Source organism: Arthrobacter sp. CAN_A2, from assembly GCF_015752045.1.
In the GTDB taxonomy this organism is placed as follows: domain Bacteria; phylum Actinomycetota; class Actinomycetes; order Actinomycetales; family Micrococcaceae; genus Arthrobacter_D.
Genome location: NZ_JADOUS010000001.1, coordinates 70288 through 86711 on the forward strand (window position 1 = coordinate 70288; position 16424 = coordinate 86711).

Annotated in this window: 15 protein-coding genes and 1 tRNA gene; 5 read left to right on the forward strand and 11 right to left on the reverse strand. The window is 72.5% G+C overall.

Features of this window, described 5'->3' with window-relative positions:
- Window positions 1–233: 233 nt before the first annotated feature.
- Window positions 234–1937, reverse strand: coding sequence for a dihydroxy-acid dehydratase (gene ilvD / locus IWX63_RS00305; RefSeq protein WP_199276172.1), 1704 nt, complete (start codon window positions 1935–1937; stop codon window positions 234–236).
- Between the two features lie 232 nt (window positions 1938–2169).
- Here ilvD and IWX63_RS00310 point away from each other — a divergent pair, with 232 nt between their 5' ends.
- Window positions 2170–2625, forward strand: a complete 456-nt coding sequence (locus tag IWX63_RS00310; RefSeq protein WP_199276173.1) for a hypothetical protein — start codon at window positions 2170–2172, stop codon at window positions 2623–2625.
- Between the two features lie 43 nt (window positions 2626–2668).
- Here IWX63_RS00310 and IWX63_RS00315 read toward each other — a convergent pair whose 3' ends face one another.
- On the reverse strand, window positions 2669–3637 hold the full coding sequence (locus IWX63_RS00315) for a 2-hydroxyacid dehydrogenase (RefSeq protein ID WP_199276174.1): 969 nt from the start codon (window positions 3635–3637) through the stop codon (window positions 2669–2671).
- 151 nt (window positions 3638–3788) lie between these two features.
- Here IWX63_RS00315 and IWX63_RS00320 point away from each other — a divergent pair.
- The 3 genes from IWX63_RS00320 (at window position 3789) to IWX63_RS00330 (ending at window position 5259) form a co-directional block, all read left to right on the forward strand.
- Window positions 3789–3861 (forward strand) — tRNA-Lys (locus tag IWX63_RS00320).
- Between the two features lie 124 nt (window positions 3862–3985).
- Complete coding sequence (locus IWX63_RS00325) at window positions 3986–4708, forward strand: hypothetical protein (protein WP_199276175.1); 723 nt, start codon at window positions 3986–3988, stop codon at window positions 4706–4708.
- 89 nt (window positions 4709–4797) lie between these two features.
- Window positions 4798–5259, forward strand: a complete 462-nt coding sequence (locus IWX63_RS00330; RefSeq protein ID WP_199276176.1) for a VOC family protein — start codon at window positions 4798–4800, stop codon at window positions 5257–5259.
- Window positions 5260–5278: 19 nt separating this feature from the next.
- On the opposite strand, the gene IWX63_RS00335 is transcribed toward IWX63_RS00330, so the two are convergent.
- The gene (locus tag IWX63_RS00335; RefSeq protein WP_199276177.1) at window positions 5279–6838 is read right to left on the reverse strand and encodes a PfkB family carbohydrate kinase; all 1560 of its coding nucleotides are present in this window, start codon (window positions 6836–6838) and stop codon (window positions 5279–5281) included.
- A complete protein-coding gene (locus tag IWX63_RS00340; RefSeq protein ID WP_199276178.1) occupies window positions 6838–8247 on the reverse strand; it encodes an aldehyde dehydrogenase family protein in 1410 nt (469 codons plus the stop codon). The genes IWX63_RS00335 and IWX63_RS00340 overlap by 1 nt, the downstream gene beginning before the upstream one ends.
- A 223-nt stretch (window positions 8248–8470) precedes the next feature.
- On the opposite strand from IWX63_RS00340, the gene IWX63_RS00345 reads away from it, so the two are divergent.
- Complete coding sequence (locus tag IWX63_RS00345; protein WP_199276179.1) at window positions 8471–9622, forward strand: glycosyltransferase family 9 protein; 1152 nt, start codon at window positions 8471–8473, stop codon at window positions 9620–9622.
- Here IWX63_RS00345 and IWX63_RS00350 read toward each other — a convergent pair.
- The 7 genes from IWX63_RS00350 to IWX63_RS00380 all read right to left on the reverse strand — a co-directional run bounded on the left by IWX63_RS00350 (window position 9588) and on the right by IWX63_RS00380 (window position 16421).
- Window positions 9588–10313 (reverse strand): SDR family oxidoreductase, encoded by a 726-nt coding sequence (locus tag IWX63_RS00350; RefSeq protein WP_199276180.1) that lies wholly within the window; start codon window positions 10311–10313, stop codon window positions 9588–9590. The two genes, IWX63_RS00345 and IWX63_RS00350, sit on opposite strands and share 35 nt — an antisense overlap.
- Before the next feature lie 59 nt (window positions 10314–10372).
- Window positions 10373–11740 (reverse strand): PfkB family carbohydrate kinase, encoded by a 1368-nt coding sequence (locus IWX63_RS00355; RefSeq protein ID WP_199276181.1) that lies wholly within the window; start codon window positions 11738–11740, stop codon window positions 10373–10375.
- The gene (locus IWX63_RS00360) at window positions 11737–12333 is read right to left on the reverse strand and encodes a D-sedoheptulose-7-phosphate isomerase (RefSeq protein WP_334685561.1); all 597 of its coding nucleotides are present in this window, start codon (window positions 12331–12333) and stop codon (window positions 11737–11739) included. Before IWX63_RS00360 ends, IWX63_RS00355 begins: the two co-directional genes overlap by 4 nt.
- Before the next feature lie 152 nt (window positions 12334–12485).
- Entirely contained in the window at window positions 12486–13778 is a 1293-nt protein-coding gene (locus IWX63_RS00365) for a glycosyltransferase (protein WP_199276182.1), read from the reverse strand.
- Entirely contained in the window at window positions 13775–14776 is a 1002-nt protein-coding gene (locus IWX63_RS00370; RefSeq protein WP_199276183.1) for a glycosyltransferase, read from the reverse strand. Before IWX63_RS00370 ends, IWX63_RS00365 begins: the two co-directional genes overlap by 4 nt.
- On the reverse strand, window positions 14773–15876 hold the full coding sequence (locus IWX63_RS00375; protein WP_199276184.1) for a glycosyltransferase family 9 protein: 1104 nt from the start codon (window positions 15874–15876) through the stop codon (window positions 14773–14775). Before IWX63_RS00375 ends, IWX63_RS00370 begins: the two co-directional genes overlap by 4 nt.
- A complete protein-coding gene (locus IWX63_RS00380) occupies window positions 15873–16421 on the reverse strand; it encodes a D-glycero-alpha-D-manno-heptose-1,7-bisphosphate 7-phosphatase (RefSeq protein WP_199276185.1) in 549 nt (182 codons plus the stop codon). Before IWX63_RS00380 ends, IWX63_RS00375 begins: the two co-directional genes overlap by 4 nt.
- Window positions 16422–16424 lie beyond the last annotated feature (3 nt).

Genomic DNA, 16424 nt, shown 5'->3' on the forward strand with positions numbered 1-16424 from the left:
GTTGCGCGTGACTGCAGTCGTCTACCGGACGGGCTTCAGGCCACGCGCTGTATAAGGACGACGACTACGGGTTCGGGCTGCATACCTGTAGTTTCCCCGCCCCCGTGAAAGGGTGTCAACCGGACCCTTCCGCATCTCACATGGTGGACAAGCAGTCCAGTTAGTGGACATTAACCCCGGAGGGCCGTGAGCCCGCCGGGAAGTCGCATCCTCCCCGGCGGGCCACACCGGCCTCAGCCGCAGTAGGCCCCTTCGGAGGCCGAGTGGACGAGCTTGGCGTACTTCGCCAGGACGCCCTTGGTGTAGCGGGCGGGAAGCGGCTCCCAGCCGACCCTCCGCTCCTGGAGCTCGGCCTCGTCGACGAGGAGGTCGAAGCTCTTCGCGGCGATGTCCACGCGGATGCGGTCGCCGTCGCGCACGAAGGCGATGGGTCCGCCATCCACGGCCTCCGGCGCGACGTGCCCGATGCACAGGCCCGTGGTGCCGCCGGAGAAGCGCCCGTCGGTCAGCAGGAGCACGTCCTTGCCGAGCCCGGCCCCCTTGATGGCGCCGGTGATCGCGAGCATCTCCCGCATGCCGGGGCCGCCCTTCGGGCCCTCGTAGCGGATGACGACGACATCGCCGGCGTGGATCCCGCCGGCGTCGAGAGCGTCGAGGGCGCCCTGCTCGCGTTCGAAGACGCGCGCGGTGCCCTCGAAGACGTCGGCGTCGAACCCGGCGCTCTTCACCACGGCACCCTCAGGGGCCATGGACCCGTGCAGGATGGTGATACCGCCGGTCTTGTGCAGCGGGTTGTCGAGGGCCCGGAGGATCTTGCCGTCGAGATCCGGCGGATCGATGTCCGCGAGATTCTCCGCGAGCGTCTTGCCGGTAACGGTGAGGCAGTCGCCGTGCAGCAGTCCGGCGTCGAGCAGTGCCTTCATGATGACCGGCACCCCGCCCACCTTGTCGACGTCGAACATGACGTAGCGACCGAACGGCTTGAGGTCGCCGAGGTGCGGGATCGTGTCGCCGATCCGGCTGAAGTCGTCGAGGCTCAGGTCCACCTCGGCCTCGCGGGCGATCGCCAGGAGGTGCAGGACGGCGTTCGTGGAGCCGCCGAAGGCCATAGTGACGGCGATGGCGTTCTCGAAGGCCTTCTTGGTCATGATGTCGCGCGCCGTGATGCCGAGGCGCAGGAGGTTGACGACGGCCTCGCCGGACTTCTGGGCGAAGGCGTCGCGTCGGCGATCGACGGAGGGAGGGGCAGCGGACCCGGGCAGTGACATCCCGAGGGCCTCGCCGATGCAGGCCATGGTGTTGGCGGTGTACATACCGCCGCACGCGCCTTCCCCGGGACAGACAGCTCGTTCGATGCTGTCGAGGTCCTTCAGGCTCATCGTGCCTGCTGCACAGGCTCCCACGGCCTCGAAGGCGTCGATCAGGGTGACTTCCTTCTCGGTGCCGTCCTCGAGCTTGGCGAAGCCCGGCATGATGGTTCCCGCGTAGAGGAACACGGAGGCGAGGTCGAGGCGGGCGGCCGCCATGAGCATGCCCGGCAGGGACTTGTCGCAGCCGGCGAGGAGCACGGAGCCGTCGATGCGCTCGGCCTGCATGACGGTCTCGACCGAGTCCGCGATGACCTCACGCGAGACGAGGGAGAAGTGCATGCCCTCGTGGCCCATGGAGATGCCGTCGGAGACGGAGATGGTGCCGAACTGCATGGGGAACCCGCCGGCGGAGTGGACGCCCTCCTTGGCACCCTGGGCCAGGCGGTTCAGGGAGAGATTGCAGGGGGTGATCTCGTTCCAGGAACTCGCGACGCCGACCTGCGGTTTCGCGAAGTCGTCGTCTCCCATGCCCACCGCACGAAGCATCCCGCGTGAGGGGGCCGCGTGGATGCCGTCGGTGACGATGCGGCTTCTTGGCTTGATGTCTGGGGTTGTGTCCGCGCTCATAGTGGAGAGTCTAGGCCCGCGTTGCGGGCAGGTTTCGCCATGTGACCGGCCTGTTACAGCCGTCCGCAGGCCCGGCGGCGGGGGCTCCTGCGGCACGCGCGGCGCCTCGTCCGGGGGGTACACGCTCCGGTACAGTGTGGACTTCGCGGGCGAATCGACAGCCCGCCGGGCGCACCGCGAGCAGCCCCGCGAGGGGCCGAGTCCGACAGCCTCCTACCGCAACGGCCGTGATATGACCCCCGCAGAGCCCTCCTCCTCCAGCCGACCGCTCGACGGCGGGCAGGGCCTGAAGAACGCCCTGCGCCGGGTCTTCGACTCGCAGATCCCGAACTACGGCGACTACAACCTCGTCTTCGCGGTGCAGGCGGCCGCGCCCGGCGCCCGGACGGCCTACGTGGTGGGCTACCGGTGGAAGCCGGCCGAGCTGATGATCGCCCCGGTGGACCTCGCCAGCATCACGGGCGCGGGCGTGCCGGTCGAGGTGAACATGACCAACCTCGCGCACGCGCTGCAGTGGGGCGAGGACGGCAGCTTCGAGGTGGGCACCAGCACCGGGAGGGTCTTCCGGTTCGGCGTCACCGCGTCCCCGGTGCTCGACGTCGGCCCCGGCACGGCCCTCCACCTCGACCAGCACGACGACGTGACGGACTTCACGTCCTTCATGGAGGCCTTCATCGGGATGTCCTGACGCGTCCACCCCGGCCCGCTCCGGGGCACAGGACCCGGATGGATCAGGCCCAGGGGCCGCGCCGCACGAGGTTGGCGGGTTCCGCGCCGCGGCCGAGCAGCTCGATCTGCCGGCGGAGCAGGGCGAGGATACGGGGCGGGAAGGCCTCGGTGTTGCCGCCGACGTGCGGCGTGATGATCGCGCCCAGCGCACTCCACAGCGGGTGCCCCGCGGGCAGCGGCTCCGGCTCGACGACGTCGAGCGCCGCCCGGAGTCGGCCGGCCAGCACCTCGCGGGCCAGCGCCTCCGTGTCGACGACGGCGCCGCGCGCCACATTGACGACGAGCGCGCCGTCGGGCAGCGCCGCGAGCACCTCGGCCCCGATCAGCCCGCGGGTGGCGTCCGTGAGCGGCGTGATCACGATGACGACGTCGTGCTCCGGGGCGAGCCGGACGAGTTCGTCGCTGGCGTGGACGTGGCCCAGGGCGTCGTCGCGCGCCGAGGTCCCGACGCGCGTGACCGCTGCCTCGAAGGGTACGAGCCTGCGGCGGATCTCCTCGCCGATGCCGCCGACGCCCACCAGCAGGACCCGCCGGTCGGCCAGGCCCGGATAGCGCGCGCTGCGCCAGCGGCCCTCGGCCTGCTGCCGCACGGCGTCGTCGATCCCCCGCAGGGACGCGAGCGCGAGTCCGACGGCGAGTTCGGCCGTGGCGGCCGCGTGCACTCCCGCGGCCGTGGCGATGGCGACGTCGGGGCCGACGAGGTCGGCAACGCCGTCGTACCCCGTGGTCTGCGTCTGCACGAGCAGGAGGTCCGGTGCGGCGTCGAGCGCCCCGTCGAGGTGCGCGCGTCCCGTGTACGGGAGGACGACGGCGTCGAGCGCGGCCGGGTCGACGCCCTCGGGCGGAGCCTGGAAGTCCCACAGCACGACGTCGACGCCGGTCGACACACCGACCAGCGCGTCCCGCAGGTCGGCGGACGGGACGCTCAGGGTGCGGACGGTGAGGGGCGCGGCGGCGGCGAGGGTCGTCATGGCGCCAGCCTAGCGCCGCACCGGTGCCCGATCCGTCGGACGCCCCGGGCAGGCATCGATCCCCCGGTTTCGGGTTTCGGGCAAAGTGCTGGTAGAGTTTTATGCTGTTGCGGATGACCCGGACGGCACGAAAAAGCCGGGAAAACGCCACGCACCTCTAGCTCAATTGGCAGAGCAATTGACTCTTAATCAATGGGTTTCGGGTTCAAGTCCCGAGGGGTGCACATCGAAGCCCCGTTCTTCAGGTCTCGCCGCCTGGAGGACGGGGTTTCGTTTTCTTTAAGCGGCTCTACGCGGTGCCGCGCCCTGTCCTCGTGGGGCGGCGGTGGCCGGGCCTACGATGGACGCGTGAACGATATCCTCTCCTTCGCCGGGAGTTACTGGTGGCTTGTCTTCCCGCTCTCGGGAGTGTTCGCCATCTGGGGCAAGTCCGTCTCGGAGGCGACGGAGCGGCGGCACCAGCGGAAGATGGAGCTGTACCGGCTGAAGCACCCCGGGGCCCTCCCGGCCTCGCGCGAGGGTTCGGCGCAGACCGACGCGACGGCGTCCTCCCCCACGAAGAGCCAGCGCGAGCACGTGCGGCGCATGCACGACGAGGTCGACCGGAGATGGCTGTCCTACGAACTCGACGCCGCGAAGCTCATCGACTTCCCCATGATGACCGACGTCCGCGAGCCCCTGACCGTGGCGTTCCTGCGGGCCAAGCGCGAGGCGGACTCGCTGCGGCCGGAGGATTCGGCCGCGGTCTCGGCCGAGGACCTCGCGGTGTACCGTTCCGCGGTCACCTCCTACGACGTCGCCTTCCAGGTCGCCGAGACGGAGGCCCGGCGGGTCCGTGCCAGCGGGTTCACCACCGAGGAGCGGCAGCGGCTGGAGACGGCGCGTCGGCTCGTGACCGTGGCGATCGACGACGCCGCCACGGCAGCGGAGCGCCAGACCGCCTACCGGCGGGCCCGCCGTGAACTCGACGGCCTGATCGTGCTGCCGGACGCCACGGTCAGTTCACTGGAGGAGAAGATCGCCGGGGCGATCGGTCAGCGGCAGGAGCCCCCGACGCCCGGCGATCCGTAAGGCCCTTCCCGGCGCGGCTCCCGAGGACGATAATCGCGCTGTCCAGCACACAGGCGTGGCCGGCGAGCCACCCGACGAGAGGCGACCTCATGGCAGCGACGATCAACACCTATCTCAGTTTCAAGGACACCGCGAAGGAGGCCATGGCCTTCTACCAGTCGGTGTTCGGCGGCGAGCTCACCAGCAGCACCTTCGCGGACTACCAGGTCAGCGAGGATCCGGCGGAGCAGGACAAGATCATGCACTCCATGCTCACCACCCCGTCCGGGCAGGTCCTGATGGCGGCCGACACCCCCGACAGCATGGAATACACCGCTCCCGCCGGACACTCGCTGTCGATCAGCGGCGACGACGAGCAGGAGATCCGCGGCTACTGGGACGCCCTCGCCGGCAGCGGCACCGAGGTGATGCCGCTGGCGCCGTCGCCCTGGGGCGACAGCTTCGGCATGTGCGTCGACCGCTTCGGGATCAGCTGGATGGTGAACATCGCCGGGGCACCGGCGCACGACGCGCAGGCCTCGGGCCAGGGATCGACGCGGGAATCGGTCTAGGGAGTCGGTCCAGGGAGCATCATGGGATGTCCCCCGCCGACGGCGTGGCACGGATCCGGCGGACCACCTCCGCGGTGGATCGCTCGGGCACGTAGTCGAGGATGCTGACGCGCCCTCCGCAGGCCTCGACGGCGGGTGTCTCCTCCAGCATCTGCGCGGTGTAGTCGCCGCCCTTGGCGTAGACGTCGGGCCTGAGCCGGTCGATCAGCGGCACGAGGGTGTCTGTGGCGAAGACGGTGACGTAGTCGACGCAGCTGAGGGAGGCGATGATGCCCGCGCGGTCGGCGATCGGGTTGATGGGCCGGTCCGGGCCCTTGAGCCGGCGCACGCCGTCGTCGTCGTTCAGGGCGACCACGAGGACGTCTCCGAGCTGCTTCGCCTGGTTGAGGTAGCGCGTGTGGCCGCGGTGCAGCACGTCGAAGCAGCCGTTGGTGAGGACGATCCGCTTGCCCGCGGCGCGGTCCGCCGCCACCCTCCGGAGCAGTTCGTCCGTGGCGAGGGCCGTGTCGGCGAACTGCTGCAGGTGGCCCGTCAGGTCCGCCGTCGTGCACACGGACGTGCCGGGGCGGTGGACGACGACGTCCGCTGCGGCCTGGGCGAGGTCGAGGCTCGTGGTGAGCGGCAGTCCCGCGGCGCGTGCGGCGGTGAGGCTCGCGACGAACGTGTCCCCCGCGCCCGAGGCCTGCTTCTCGGTGGCGGGCCTGGCGTAGGTCCGGTGCACCTCCCCGTCGGGTCCGAGCAGGACCGTGCCGTCGCGGTCCAGCGTCACGACGACGTTCACCGCGTTGGTCGCCGCGAGGAGGTCGCTGCTGCGTGTCGCGACGAAGGCGGCGCGGTCGGTCCGCACATCGAGGCGCGTGCCGAGGGCCTGTGCGGTCTCCTCGGCATTCGGGGTGACGATGTCCGGGCGCAGGGCGGACCACGCCGCGGTGTCGTGGGCGTCGACCACGACGACCGCGCCGGGATCGACGGTGCTGCGGCGTGCCAGGGCTGCGCGGACGTCCCCGCCGAGCGCCCCGGAGCCGTAGTCGCAGACGATGACCGCGTCGGAATCCGCGACGGCCCCCGGGACCCGTGCGGCCAGCGCAGCGATCGCGGCAGGGGGAAGGCCGTCGTGCGTGTCGTCGAGCCGCAGCATGACCTGGTCCCCGGCGAGGATGCGGTACTTGGTGGTGGTGGGGACGCGCGGGTCCTGGACGAGGTCCGTGGTGTCAACGCCGGCGGCCTCGAGGATGGCGCGCAGGCGGCGCCCGGCGTCGTCGTCCCCGATCAGTCCGCACATCCGCACGCGGGCGCCGAGCGCCGCGAGGTTCACGGCCGTGTTCGCCGCACCGCCGGCCGCGTACTCGCGGCGGGCGATGTCGACGACCGGGGCGGGTGCCTCCCGGCAGAAGCGCTCGATGGTGCCGCTCCACCAGCCATCCAGCATGGCGTCCCCGACCACCGTGATGGTCGGCGCGCGATCGGCGATGGCGACGGGGACCCACGCCGCGAGACCGCGCACCTGCGTCAGGTCGTGCGGACCGATCGAGCCCTCGGGCGCGACGTCGGCTGGGTGGCGCTGCAGGGCGTCGTCCATCAGGCCTCCTGCGGGGGTGTGCTGATGTGCACGACCTTCACGAGCGAGAATTCGTCCAGCAGTTCGGGGCCGTAGCCGAAGCCCGCCCCACTGATGCCGCGCGGCTGTGCGGACCCGCCCGGGGCGCCGCCGAAGACCGCGTTGACCTTGACGGTCCCGACGGCCAGCCGGGCGATGGCCCGTTGGGCGTGGGCGATGCTCGCCGTCAGGACGGACGCGGCGAGCCCGTAGGGGCCGGCGGCGGCGAGGCGCAGGGCGTCCTCGAAGCTGTCGACGACGGTCACCGGCGCCACCGGGCCGAAGGTCTCCTCCGCCATCACGGCCATGGTCTCCGTGCAGTCCGAGAGGACCGTGGCCGGGTAGTGGGCGCCCGGCCCCTCGGGAACGGCGCCGCCCTCGAGGCACACGGCACCCTGCCCGAGGGCCTCGACGACCTGCCCGTCGACGGCGTCGCGCATGCGGCGGTCGACGAGCGGAGGGAAGGACCCGCTCGTGTTCCGGCTGCGGGCCTCCTCGGTGAGGGCCGCGAGGAACGACTCGGCGATGGCCCTGCACACGTAGATGCGCTCCACGGAGGTGCAGATCTGCCCGGCGTTGGCGAAGGCCCCGAGCGCCGCCTGGCCGGCCGCCCACACCGGATCGACGTCGGCGTCGACGATCAGGGGGTCGTTGCCACCGTTCTCGCGGATGACGTGGGCGCCGGTGAGGGCCGCGGCGCGGGCGATGCGGGCGCCGGTGTCGCTGGATCCGACGTGGGCGAACACGTCGACGTCCGCTTCCGTGGTAATCTGCTGCCCCACCTCGGCACCTCCGGTGAGGGTGATGAGGACCCCGTCCGGGAAGGCCGGCTGCAGCAGGCGGCCGAGGAGCTCGCCCACGTGGGGGCAGCGTTCGCTGGGTTTGTGGATGACCGTATTGCCTGTGACGAGGGCAGCGCCGATCAGGCCGGCGGCCACCGCCACGGGATCGTTCCAGGGGGTCAGGAGCACCGCGACGCCGCGCGGTTCGGCGACCGTGTAGTCGGTCGCGGTGACGGCCCCGCGCAGGCTGAGCCCGCGGTGGACGGGGCCGAGCTCCGCGTACTGTTCGAGCGTGGAGACGGCCGCCTCGATGCCACCGAGCGCGTCAGCAGGCGGCTTGCCCGTCTCCCGGGTGTTCAGGTCGGCCAGTTCCCGGGCGCCGTCGCGCAGCGCCGTGGCCGCCCGTCTCAGCGCGGCGCCCCGCTCCGCCGGGCTGGTGGCCGCCCACTCGGGCTGTACGGACCGGGACAGGGAGACGGCGAGCGAGACCTGCTCCCGCGCGGCACAGGGCAGGGTTCCCACGTCGCTGCCGTCCCCGGGATCGACGATGGTGATGGACCCGTCGTCCCGCACGTCGGACAGCGGGTGTGTCTGGGCGTTGACGGACATGGTGCTCCTCGGGGTGGAAGGCCGTGACGGCTGATCTACTCTTCCCGTACCCGGCTCCCGCGCGTTCACACAGGCGGCACGGCGATTTCTCCGCTCCGTCCCGCAATCATCAGCAGGCTTAGCATATGGTGGCAGGAGGCGTGGCAGCGGCCTTCTCCACAGGCGGGGAAAAGCAGCGCAGAGGTCGGCCGCAGGGCGGGACAGACGGACGGAGAGGACATCCATGCAGGACGGGACGACGGCGGACTTCGGCGGGCTGCAGGACACGGCGCGATCGGTGGGACCCGTGCTCGAACCGTTCCGGGACATCCGGCGGATCGCCGTCCTGCGCGGTGGCGGCCTCGGGGACCTCATGTTCGCGATGCCCGCGCTCTCCGCCCTCGAGGCCCGCTATCCCGACGCCGCGATCACCCTGCTCGGCATGCCCGGCCACGCCGCGCTGCTCGCGGGACGGCCGGGGCCGGTGGCATCGGTCCTCGTGCTGCCCGTCTCCCCCGGTGTCCGCCCCGGGGACGAGGAGCCGGGCGCCGTGGACGCCTTCTTCGCCGGCATCGAGGGGTCCTTCGACCTGGCCGTCCAGCTGCACGGCGGCGGCCGCAACTCGAATCCGTTCCTCCTGCGGCTGGGGGCCCGCCACACGGTGGGAACCCGAACGACGGACGCCGCGGCGCTGGAACGCACCATCCCCTACGTGTACTACCAGCACGAGGTGTTCCGGGCCCTGGAGGTCGTGGGCCTGGCCGGCGCCAGGCCCGTGGACCTGGAAGCGCGGGTGAGCGTCCTCCCGGAGGAGGTGGACCGGGCGGCGCAGCTGACCGGCGACGGCGCCGTCGTCGCCCTGCATCCCGGCGCCACGGACCCGCGCCGCCGGTGGCCGTCGTCGTCGTTCGCCGACGTCGCGGTGCGGGCGGCGGCGGACGGCTGCGACGTGGTGGTGGTCGGGGACGCGACGGACGTGCCGGCGGCGGAGGAGATCGTCCGCCTGGCCCTCGCGCAGGACCCGACGGCGCACGTCCGTTCGCTCGCGGGGCGGCTGTCGCTCGGTGAACTGACCGGCGTGCTCCACCGCAGCGCGGTCCTGGTCGGCAACGACAGCGGACCCCGGCACCTCGCGCAGGCCGTGGGCACGCCCACGGTCGGCGTGTACTGGATCGGCAACGTGATCAATGCAGGGGCTGTGGGCCGCACCCTCCACCGCGTCCACTTCTCCTGGGTGACACACTGCCCGGTCTGCGGCGTGGACATCACCCAGGTGGGCTGGACGGCGGAACGCTGCGAGCACGATGACTCGATCGTCGCGACCGTCCAGCCCGAAGCCGTCTACGCGGATGTGGCCGAACTCAGGGCCACGAGCCTTCTTCTGCGTGGGCGATGACCATCTCGCGGATCTCGCAGCTCTTCGGCTGCGAGAGTGCGAAGAGGATCGCCTCGGCGACGCGCTCGGGATCATTCAGGCGTGAGTCGTCCTGCGGCTTGTACTGCTCGTCGCGGTCGTCGAAGAAGCGGGTCTTCATGCCGCCGGGGATGATCGTCGTGACGCCGATCTGCCCGGCGGTCTCCGCGGCCAGCGCCTGCGAGAACCCCATGACCCCGAACTTCGACGCGCAGTAGGCCGTGGCGTCGCCGACGGCCTTGATGCCGAGGGTCGAGGCGATGGTGACCACGCGGCCGTGGGTCTTCTTCAGGTACGGCAGGGCGGCGCGGGCGGTGGACGCCGTGCCCATAAGGTTCACGCCGATGACCTTCTCCCACTGGTCGGCGGGCACGGTGTCGAGTGCCCCGCACCGGTCGATCCCGGCGGCGGTGACGACGGCGTCGAGCCCGTCCATCATCTCGGCGGCCTCGCGGACCGCGGTCTCGACGGCCTCGCGGTCGGCGACGTCGACCTCGAAGGCCTTGACGCCGGTCACGCTGCTGATGTCACGGTCCAGCACCACGGGGGTTCCGCCCGCGGCGAGGACGCCCTGGACGATGGCCGCGCCGAGGCCGGAGCCCCCGCCGGTGACCAGGACGCGTCCCGGGTTGAAGCCGTTGCCGCTCGTGGTGGTCGTGGTGTTCTCGGTCATGTGCGTTCCTTTCGTAGCGTGCACGGGGCCGGCCGGACGGGCCGGGAGGTCTCTGGAGGTCAGCCGACGCGGGCGAGCGCGGCCGCCAGTTTCGTGGTGGAGCGTGCGGGGATGTACGGGACGGTGACGGTCCTGCCGCCCCAGCTGCTCACCAGCGCGGCTTCGGGGAGGTCCTCGGCCGCGTAGTCGCCGCCCTTGACCCAGATGTCGGGTTGCAGGCGGGAGATGGCGTTCTCGGGTGTCGACTCGGAGAAGACCAGGACGGCGTCCACGCACCCGAGGGCCGAGAGCAGCTCGGCGCGGTCCTCCTGCTTGATGATGGGCCGGTTGTCCCCCTTGAGCCCGCGCACCGACTCGTCCGAATTGAGGCAGACGATCAGGCAGTCACCGAGCCGGCGTGCCGCGGCGAGTGTCCGAGCGTGCCCGGCGTGCAGGAGGTCGAAGCATCCGCCGGTCGCGACGACGGTCCCACCGGCCTCACGCGTCCGCCGCACCACGGCGAGGGCGTCAAGCCCGTCGACGGGCAGCTGCTGCGGGGCGTCCTCACGCTGCCGGCCCATCGCCCCGACGCCCCCGGAGGTGAGGAAGTGCGCGGCGGTCTCGACCGCCTGCTGCGCGGCGGCGTCGATCGGCGCTCCCTGCGCGAGTCCGACGGCGAGCGCCGAGGCGAAGCGGTCACCCGCACCGCAGGGGTCCGAAGCGCTGACCCGGGGCGCGGGCACCACCTGGGGCAGGAGGCCCGTCGCGGCGACGAGGGCCCCGTGGTCGCCCATGGTGACGAGCACGGCCCTGCTCCCCCAGTCGGCGAGGAGGACGTCGGCAGCCGCCGCCGCGGCCCGGGTCCCGGAGTCCCGGATCCCGGCGAAGCGCAGGGCCTCCCCGAGGTTGGGGGTCACCGCAGCCACGCCCGGGACGGGCCGGGCGCCGGCGGGATGGGGATCCCAGACCACCGGGATCGTCCCGGCGAGCGCCTCGAGGCGGGCCCGCAGGGCTTCGTTGGCGAGCAGGCCGCGGCCGTAGTCCGCCGCGATGATCGCGTCGGCGCCGTCGAGGGCGGCCAGCATCTCGTCGGTGGATCCCGGCACGGGAGGCGTCGCGCAGCCCTCGTCGAACCGGACGACCGCCTGGCCGGAGGCACGGACCCTCGTCTTGACGGGGGTGGGCGCACCCGAGGGACCGGCGACCACGGTCACGCCGTCGAGCTCGGCCCGCAGCAGCCCGGACGCCTCGTCCTCCGCGAGGACGGTGACCAGGACGGCGTCGTGCCCGTCGAAGTGCAGCATGCGGGCCACGAGGCCCGCTCCCCCGGCGCGGCGCTGGACGTCGTCGACGTCGACGACGGGCACGGGCGCGTCCGGCGACAGCCGACCGGCCCCGCCGGAGAGGTCGGTGTCGAGCAGGACGTCCCCGACCACCACGATCCTCATCGCTGCTCCTCCCGACGGCGGCGGTGGACCTCGGCGTCGAAGGCCCGGCAGATCGCATGCAGGGCGATGAGGTGGCCCTCCTGGGCATTGGCGGACTGCGCGTCGACCGCGACGAAGTCGTCGACGCACTCGGTGAGTGGGTTGGGTCCGGCGCCGGTGAGCGCCCAGGTGGTGATGCCGGCCGAGCGGGCGGCATCGACGGCGTGGAGCAGGTTGGGGCTCCTGCCACTCGTGCTCAGGAGCACCAGGATGTCCCCCGGGCGGCCGTGGGCGCTCACCTGGCGGGCGTACAGGTGGTCGAACCCGTAGTCGTTGGCGATCGCCGTGACCGCGGAACTCTCCGCGTGCAGGGAGATCGCCGAGAACGGTTCGCGCTCGCCGTCGAACCGGCCGACGAGTTCCGCGGTCAGGTGCTGGGCCTCGGCGGCGGAGCCACCGTTGCCGGCCGCGAGCAGCCGCCGGCCGGCCAGGAGGCGGTCCGCCATCTCCACTCCCCAGCCCGCGAGGGTCCCGGCGTTGAGGGCGAGGGATTCCAGGGCGGGGGTGACCGCACGGAGGTGGTCCAGGACGAGGCGTCGCGAGTCCTCCAGCACGGTGTGCGGGACAGTGTCCGGGACGGTGTCCGGGACGGTGTCCGGGACGGTGTCCGGGACGGTGTCCGGGACGGTGTCCGGGACGGTGTCCGGGACGGTGTGCCGGACGGCGTCCGACCTGATGTCGGCCTGGATGTCCGAGAGATGCGTGGTCACAGTGCCCTGCCTCCTGTGCTTTCGAGTCGACGCGCAGCACTGCGCCGCGCGGTGGCCGGTCCTGCGGGTGCTGCGTCGGTGAGGGCCGCCTGGTAGGCCTTCTCGGTGTCGGCCGCGATACGGCTCCATGAGTAGCGGGCCTTCACGCGGCGGTAGCCGGTGTCGCCGAGCTCGCGCGCCCAGGCGGGTTCGCCCACGATGTCGGAGATCGCGGCGGCGATGGCCGCCGGATCCCTGGGCGGGACGTGCAGCCCGGTCGAGCCGTGCACCACGGTGTCGACGAGGCCCCCGACGGCCGCGGCGACCACCGGGACGCCGCACGCCATGGCCTCGAGCGGGACGATCCCGAACGGCTCGTACCAGGGGGCGCAGACCACGGCGTCCGCGCTGCGGAGCACCGCGGGCATCTCCGCCCGGGACACCTGGCCGCGCAGGACCACCCGGTCGGCGACGCCGAGATCCACGGCGAGCGCGCGGAGCCGCTGCGCCTCCGGATCGTCCTCGAGCGCGGTCGAACTGCCGGCGCCGCCCACGATGTGGAGTTCGACGTCGACGCGGCCCAGGTCGGCGAGCGCGCGCATCGCGCGGATGACGAGATCCATGCCCTTGCGCGGGACCAGCCGTCCCACGCTCACGATCCGGTGCGCGCGGGCGCGGTCCTCCGCGGGCCCGTGCGGCGTGAACAGGTCGACGTCGACGCCGCAGGGGGCGATCGACACCCGGCCGCCCGGGACGCCCATGGCCTTGAGCTCGAACACCTCGTCCGAGCACGTCGCGACGACGCGGTCTGCGCTGCGTCCCACCATCGCCTCGAGCACGAGCCGCTCGGACGGACTGGTGTCCTCGGCTCCCTGGTGGCGGCGTTTGACGGTGCCGAGGGCGTGGAAGGTCTGGATGACCTGCACGGGCCGGCCCTCGGCGCGCGACTGTCGGGCGGCGTCGAGCGCGGCGAGACCGGACATCCAGAAATGCCCGTGCACGATGTCCGGCGGTTCCTGCCCCCAGTCCTCCACGATGCCTTCGGCCAGCTCACCCATGTAGGGCAGGAGCAGGTCCTTCGGGACGGTCCGCACGGGGCCCGCGGTGACGTGCACGACCTCCAGGCGCGGATCGGTGCGCACCCGGTCCGGCAGGGCCGGATCGTCGCGCCGCGTGTACACCGTCACGTCGTGTCCCCGGCGGGCCAGCGCGAGGGACAGCTCGGCGACGTGGACGTTCTGCCCACCGGCGTCGACACCCCCCAGCGCGGCGAGCGGACTGGCGTGCTCCGACACCATCGAGATCCTCACTGGGCTTTCCTCTCCGTGACCGCCAGGACGCGGTGTCGCGTCGGTTCCTGCTCCAGGACCTCGTCCCAGTCCGCCAGGAAGCGGGCCAGCCCGTACCGTGCGAGGACCGCCTCCCGTGCCGCGCGTCCCCGGGTCCGGGCGTCGTCGGGGTCGTCGATCAGCCTCGCCGCCATGCGGACGAGGTCGTCGACGTCCGTCGAGATCGCTCCCGCCTCGGCGGGCACCGCGCGTGCCGCCTCCGTGGTGGCGAGGGCGAGCACCGGGAGCCCCACGTGCATCGCTTCGAGGAGCGAGAGTCCGAGGGACGTCCAGCGGACCGGGTGGATGTAGGCCCGGGAGCGCCCGAGCCGTGCGTGCAGCTGCGCCGTGGCCAGGTCGCCACCGATGCGCAGTTCCCCGGGCGCGAGGTCCAGGGTGTCGGCGAGCCCGTCGGTCCCCATCCCGAAGACCTCCAGCGGCGCGACCCTTGCGAAGCGGGGCAGCAGGTCGGTCCCGGTGATGCGGCCGCGGCGCACGGGCTCGTTGACGACGACGGCGAGCTGTTCGAGCTCACCGGTGTAGAGGTAGCCCGGGTCCACGATGCCGTGCTCGATCACCGTGGTGCTCGCGGCGCCGTTGTCCCAGAAGAGGGCATTGAAGTGGGTGACGTGGACGATCGGGATGTCCGACTGGCCTGCCAGCGGGTGGACGGTGCCGACGATGTCGCGGCGCGGCGTGTTGTGCTCGAGGAAGACCGCCGGGAGGTCGCGGCCCGGAGTGCGTCCCAGGAGCCGCTCGCACTCGGCGATCTCCTCGACCCGCTGCAGGACGACGACGTCGATGGCGGCGTCGGCGAGGTCCCCGGGTGCCACCTCGACGACGGACGCCGGCCAGGCGCGGCCGGCGCGGCCGAGGCCCCAGGCGCCGCCGTCGGGCGTAGTCGGTAGCACGTAGGTGTGCTCCCCGCGCACGAAGGCATCGGTCCATCCTCCGTGCACGTGCCATAGCAGGATCCTCATCGGTGTCCCCTCGTTGGTCGGCGGCCCTCTGTGCGGCCGATGCTGCGGCGTGAGCCGAGTGACGATATGCCGGAACCGAGCCGGAGGACGGCGTCCACCACGTCCTCCGGGGAGACGCCGGACAGGCAGGGATGCCCCTGCACCGGGCAGACGCGGGCCCGGCTGAGTGCGCAGGCGGCGTCCTGGTCACCGAGCAGTTCCACCGGCACACGGTAGGGCGCCCAGCGCACCGCCGGGACCACGGGAGAGAACAGGCAGACGACGGGGGTGCCGACGGCGGCCGCCAGATGTGCCGGCCCGGTGTTGCCGGTGATGATGACGGACGCGCCGGCGATGACGGATCCAAGGGTGGCGAGGTCCGTCCTGCCCCCGAGGTCCAGGGCCTCCGGGCCGGCGACCGTGGACGTCAGGTCGGTCTCGTCCGGCCCGCCGGTGACCACCACGCGGAAGCCCGCGGCGGTCAGGAGTTCGACGGCGGCCGCATGGTGGAGCGGGGGCCAGGCGCGGGCGGGCACGGAGGCACCGGGGTGGACGACGACGTAGGGGCCGTGTCCCACGAGGGCGGAGGCATCGGCGAGGCCGGTGACCTGCAGCCGGCCGTCGTCGCCCGGGGGCAGGGCATACCCCGCCGCCTCCGCGATGCCGAGGGCCCGCTCCGCTTCCGGCTGGTCCTCCGGGAAGTCCTCGCCGGGCTTGAGCCGGATGTCGAGGAGCGATCCGGCGTAGTCGACGGACGCGCCGGCGATCCTCCGGATACCGGCGAGCCGGAGCAGCAGCGCGAGGGGCAGCGGCGACTGGTGGAACGAGGTCAGGAGCACGGCCTCGTCCACGCCGAGCGCCACCACGGCGTCGTGCAGTTCGGCCATCAGCTCCGGCGTGGGCTCGGGGGCCGGGTCCACGATCCACGGAGCGGACCAGATGACGACGTCGACGACGCCCGGCAGCAGCCACGCCGCCGCCGCGCCCTGCGGCCCGCACAGCATGACGACGTCGTTCGGGGAGTCCCCGTGGTCCCCTGCGGCGACGGCCCGGACGGCGGGCCCGGCGAGGAGGACGTCGCCGGCGCTGTCCAGGCGGGCGACGAGGACCCGGCGCCTCACGGCGTGACCGTCCACAGCGCGTCGACGGCCTCGGCGAGGGTCCGGGCGACGGCGGGCGCCGAGCGGATCTCGTCCTGGAGCGTGATGCCGGTCGGGACGAGGACGGCCTGCGCACCGGCGGCGGCCGCGGCTCCCATGTCCGCCCCGATGTCCCCGATCACGGCGACGTCCGCGGCGTCGAGGCCCAGACGGGCGCTGGCCGCGAGGACCATCCCCGGGCCGGGCTTCCTGCAGGTGCAGCCGTCCTCGGACCCGTGGGGGCAGAGCTCCCACACGTCGAACGGTCCGAGCAGTTCCTCGACGCGGGCGTTGACGGCGTCGACCTGCTCACGGGTGATCAGTCCCCTGGCGATCCCCGACTGGTTGGTAACCACGCCCACCGGGATGCCGCGGGAGCGCAGGCCGTCGAGCACCTCGCGCGCCCCCGGCATGGCCCGCACGAGCGCAGGATCACCGTTGTAGGGGACGTCCACGACGATCGTCCCGTCGCGGTCGAACAGGACGGCCCGGGGAGCTGTCCGCGGGGGTCCGGCCGAAGTATGCATACA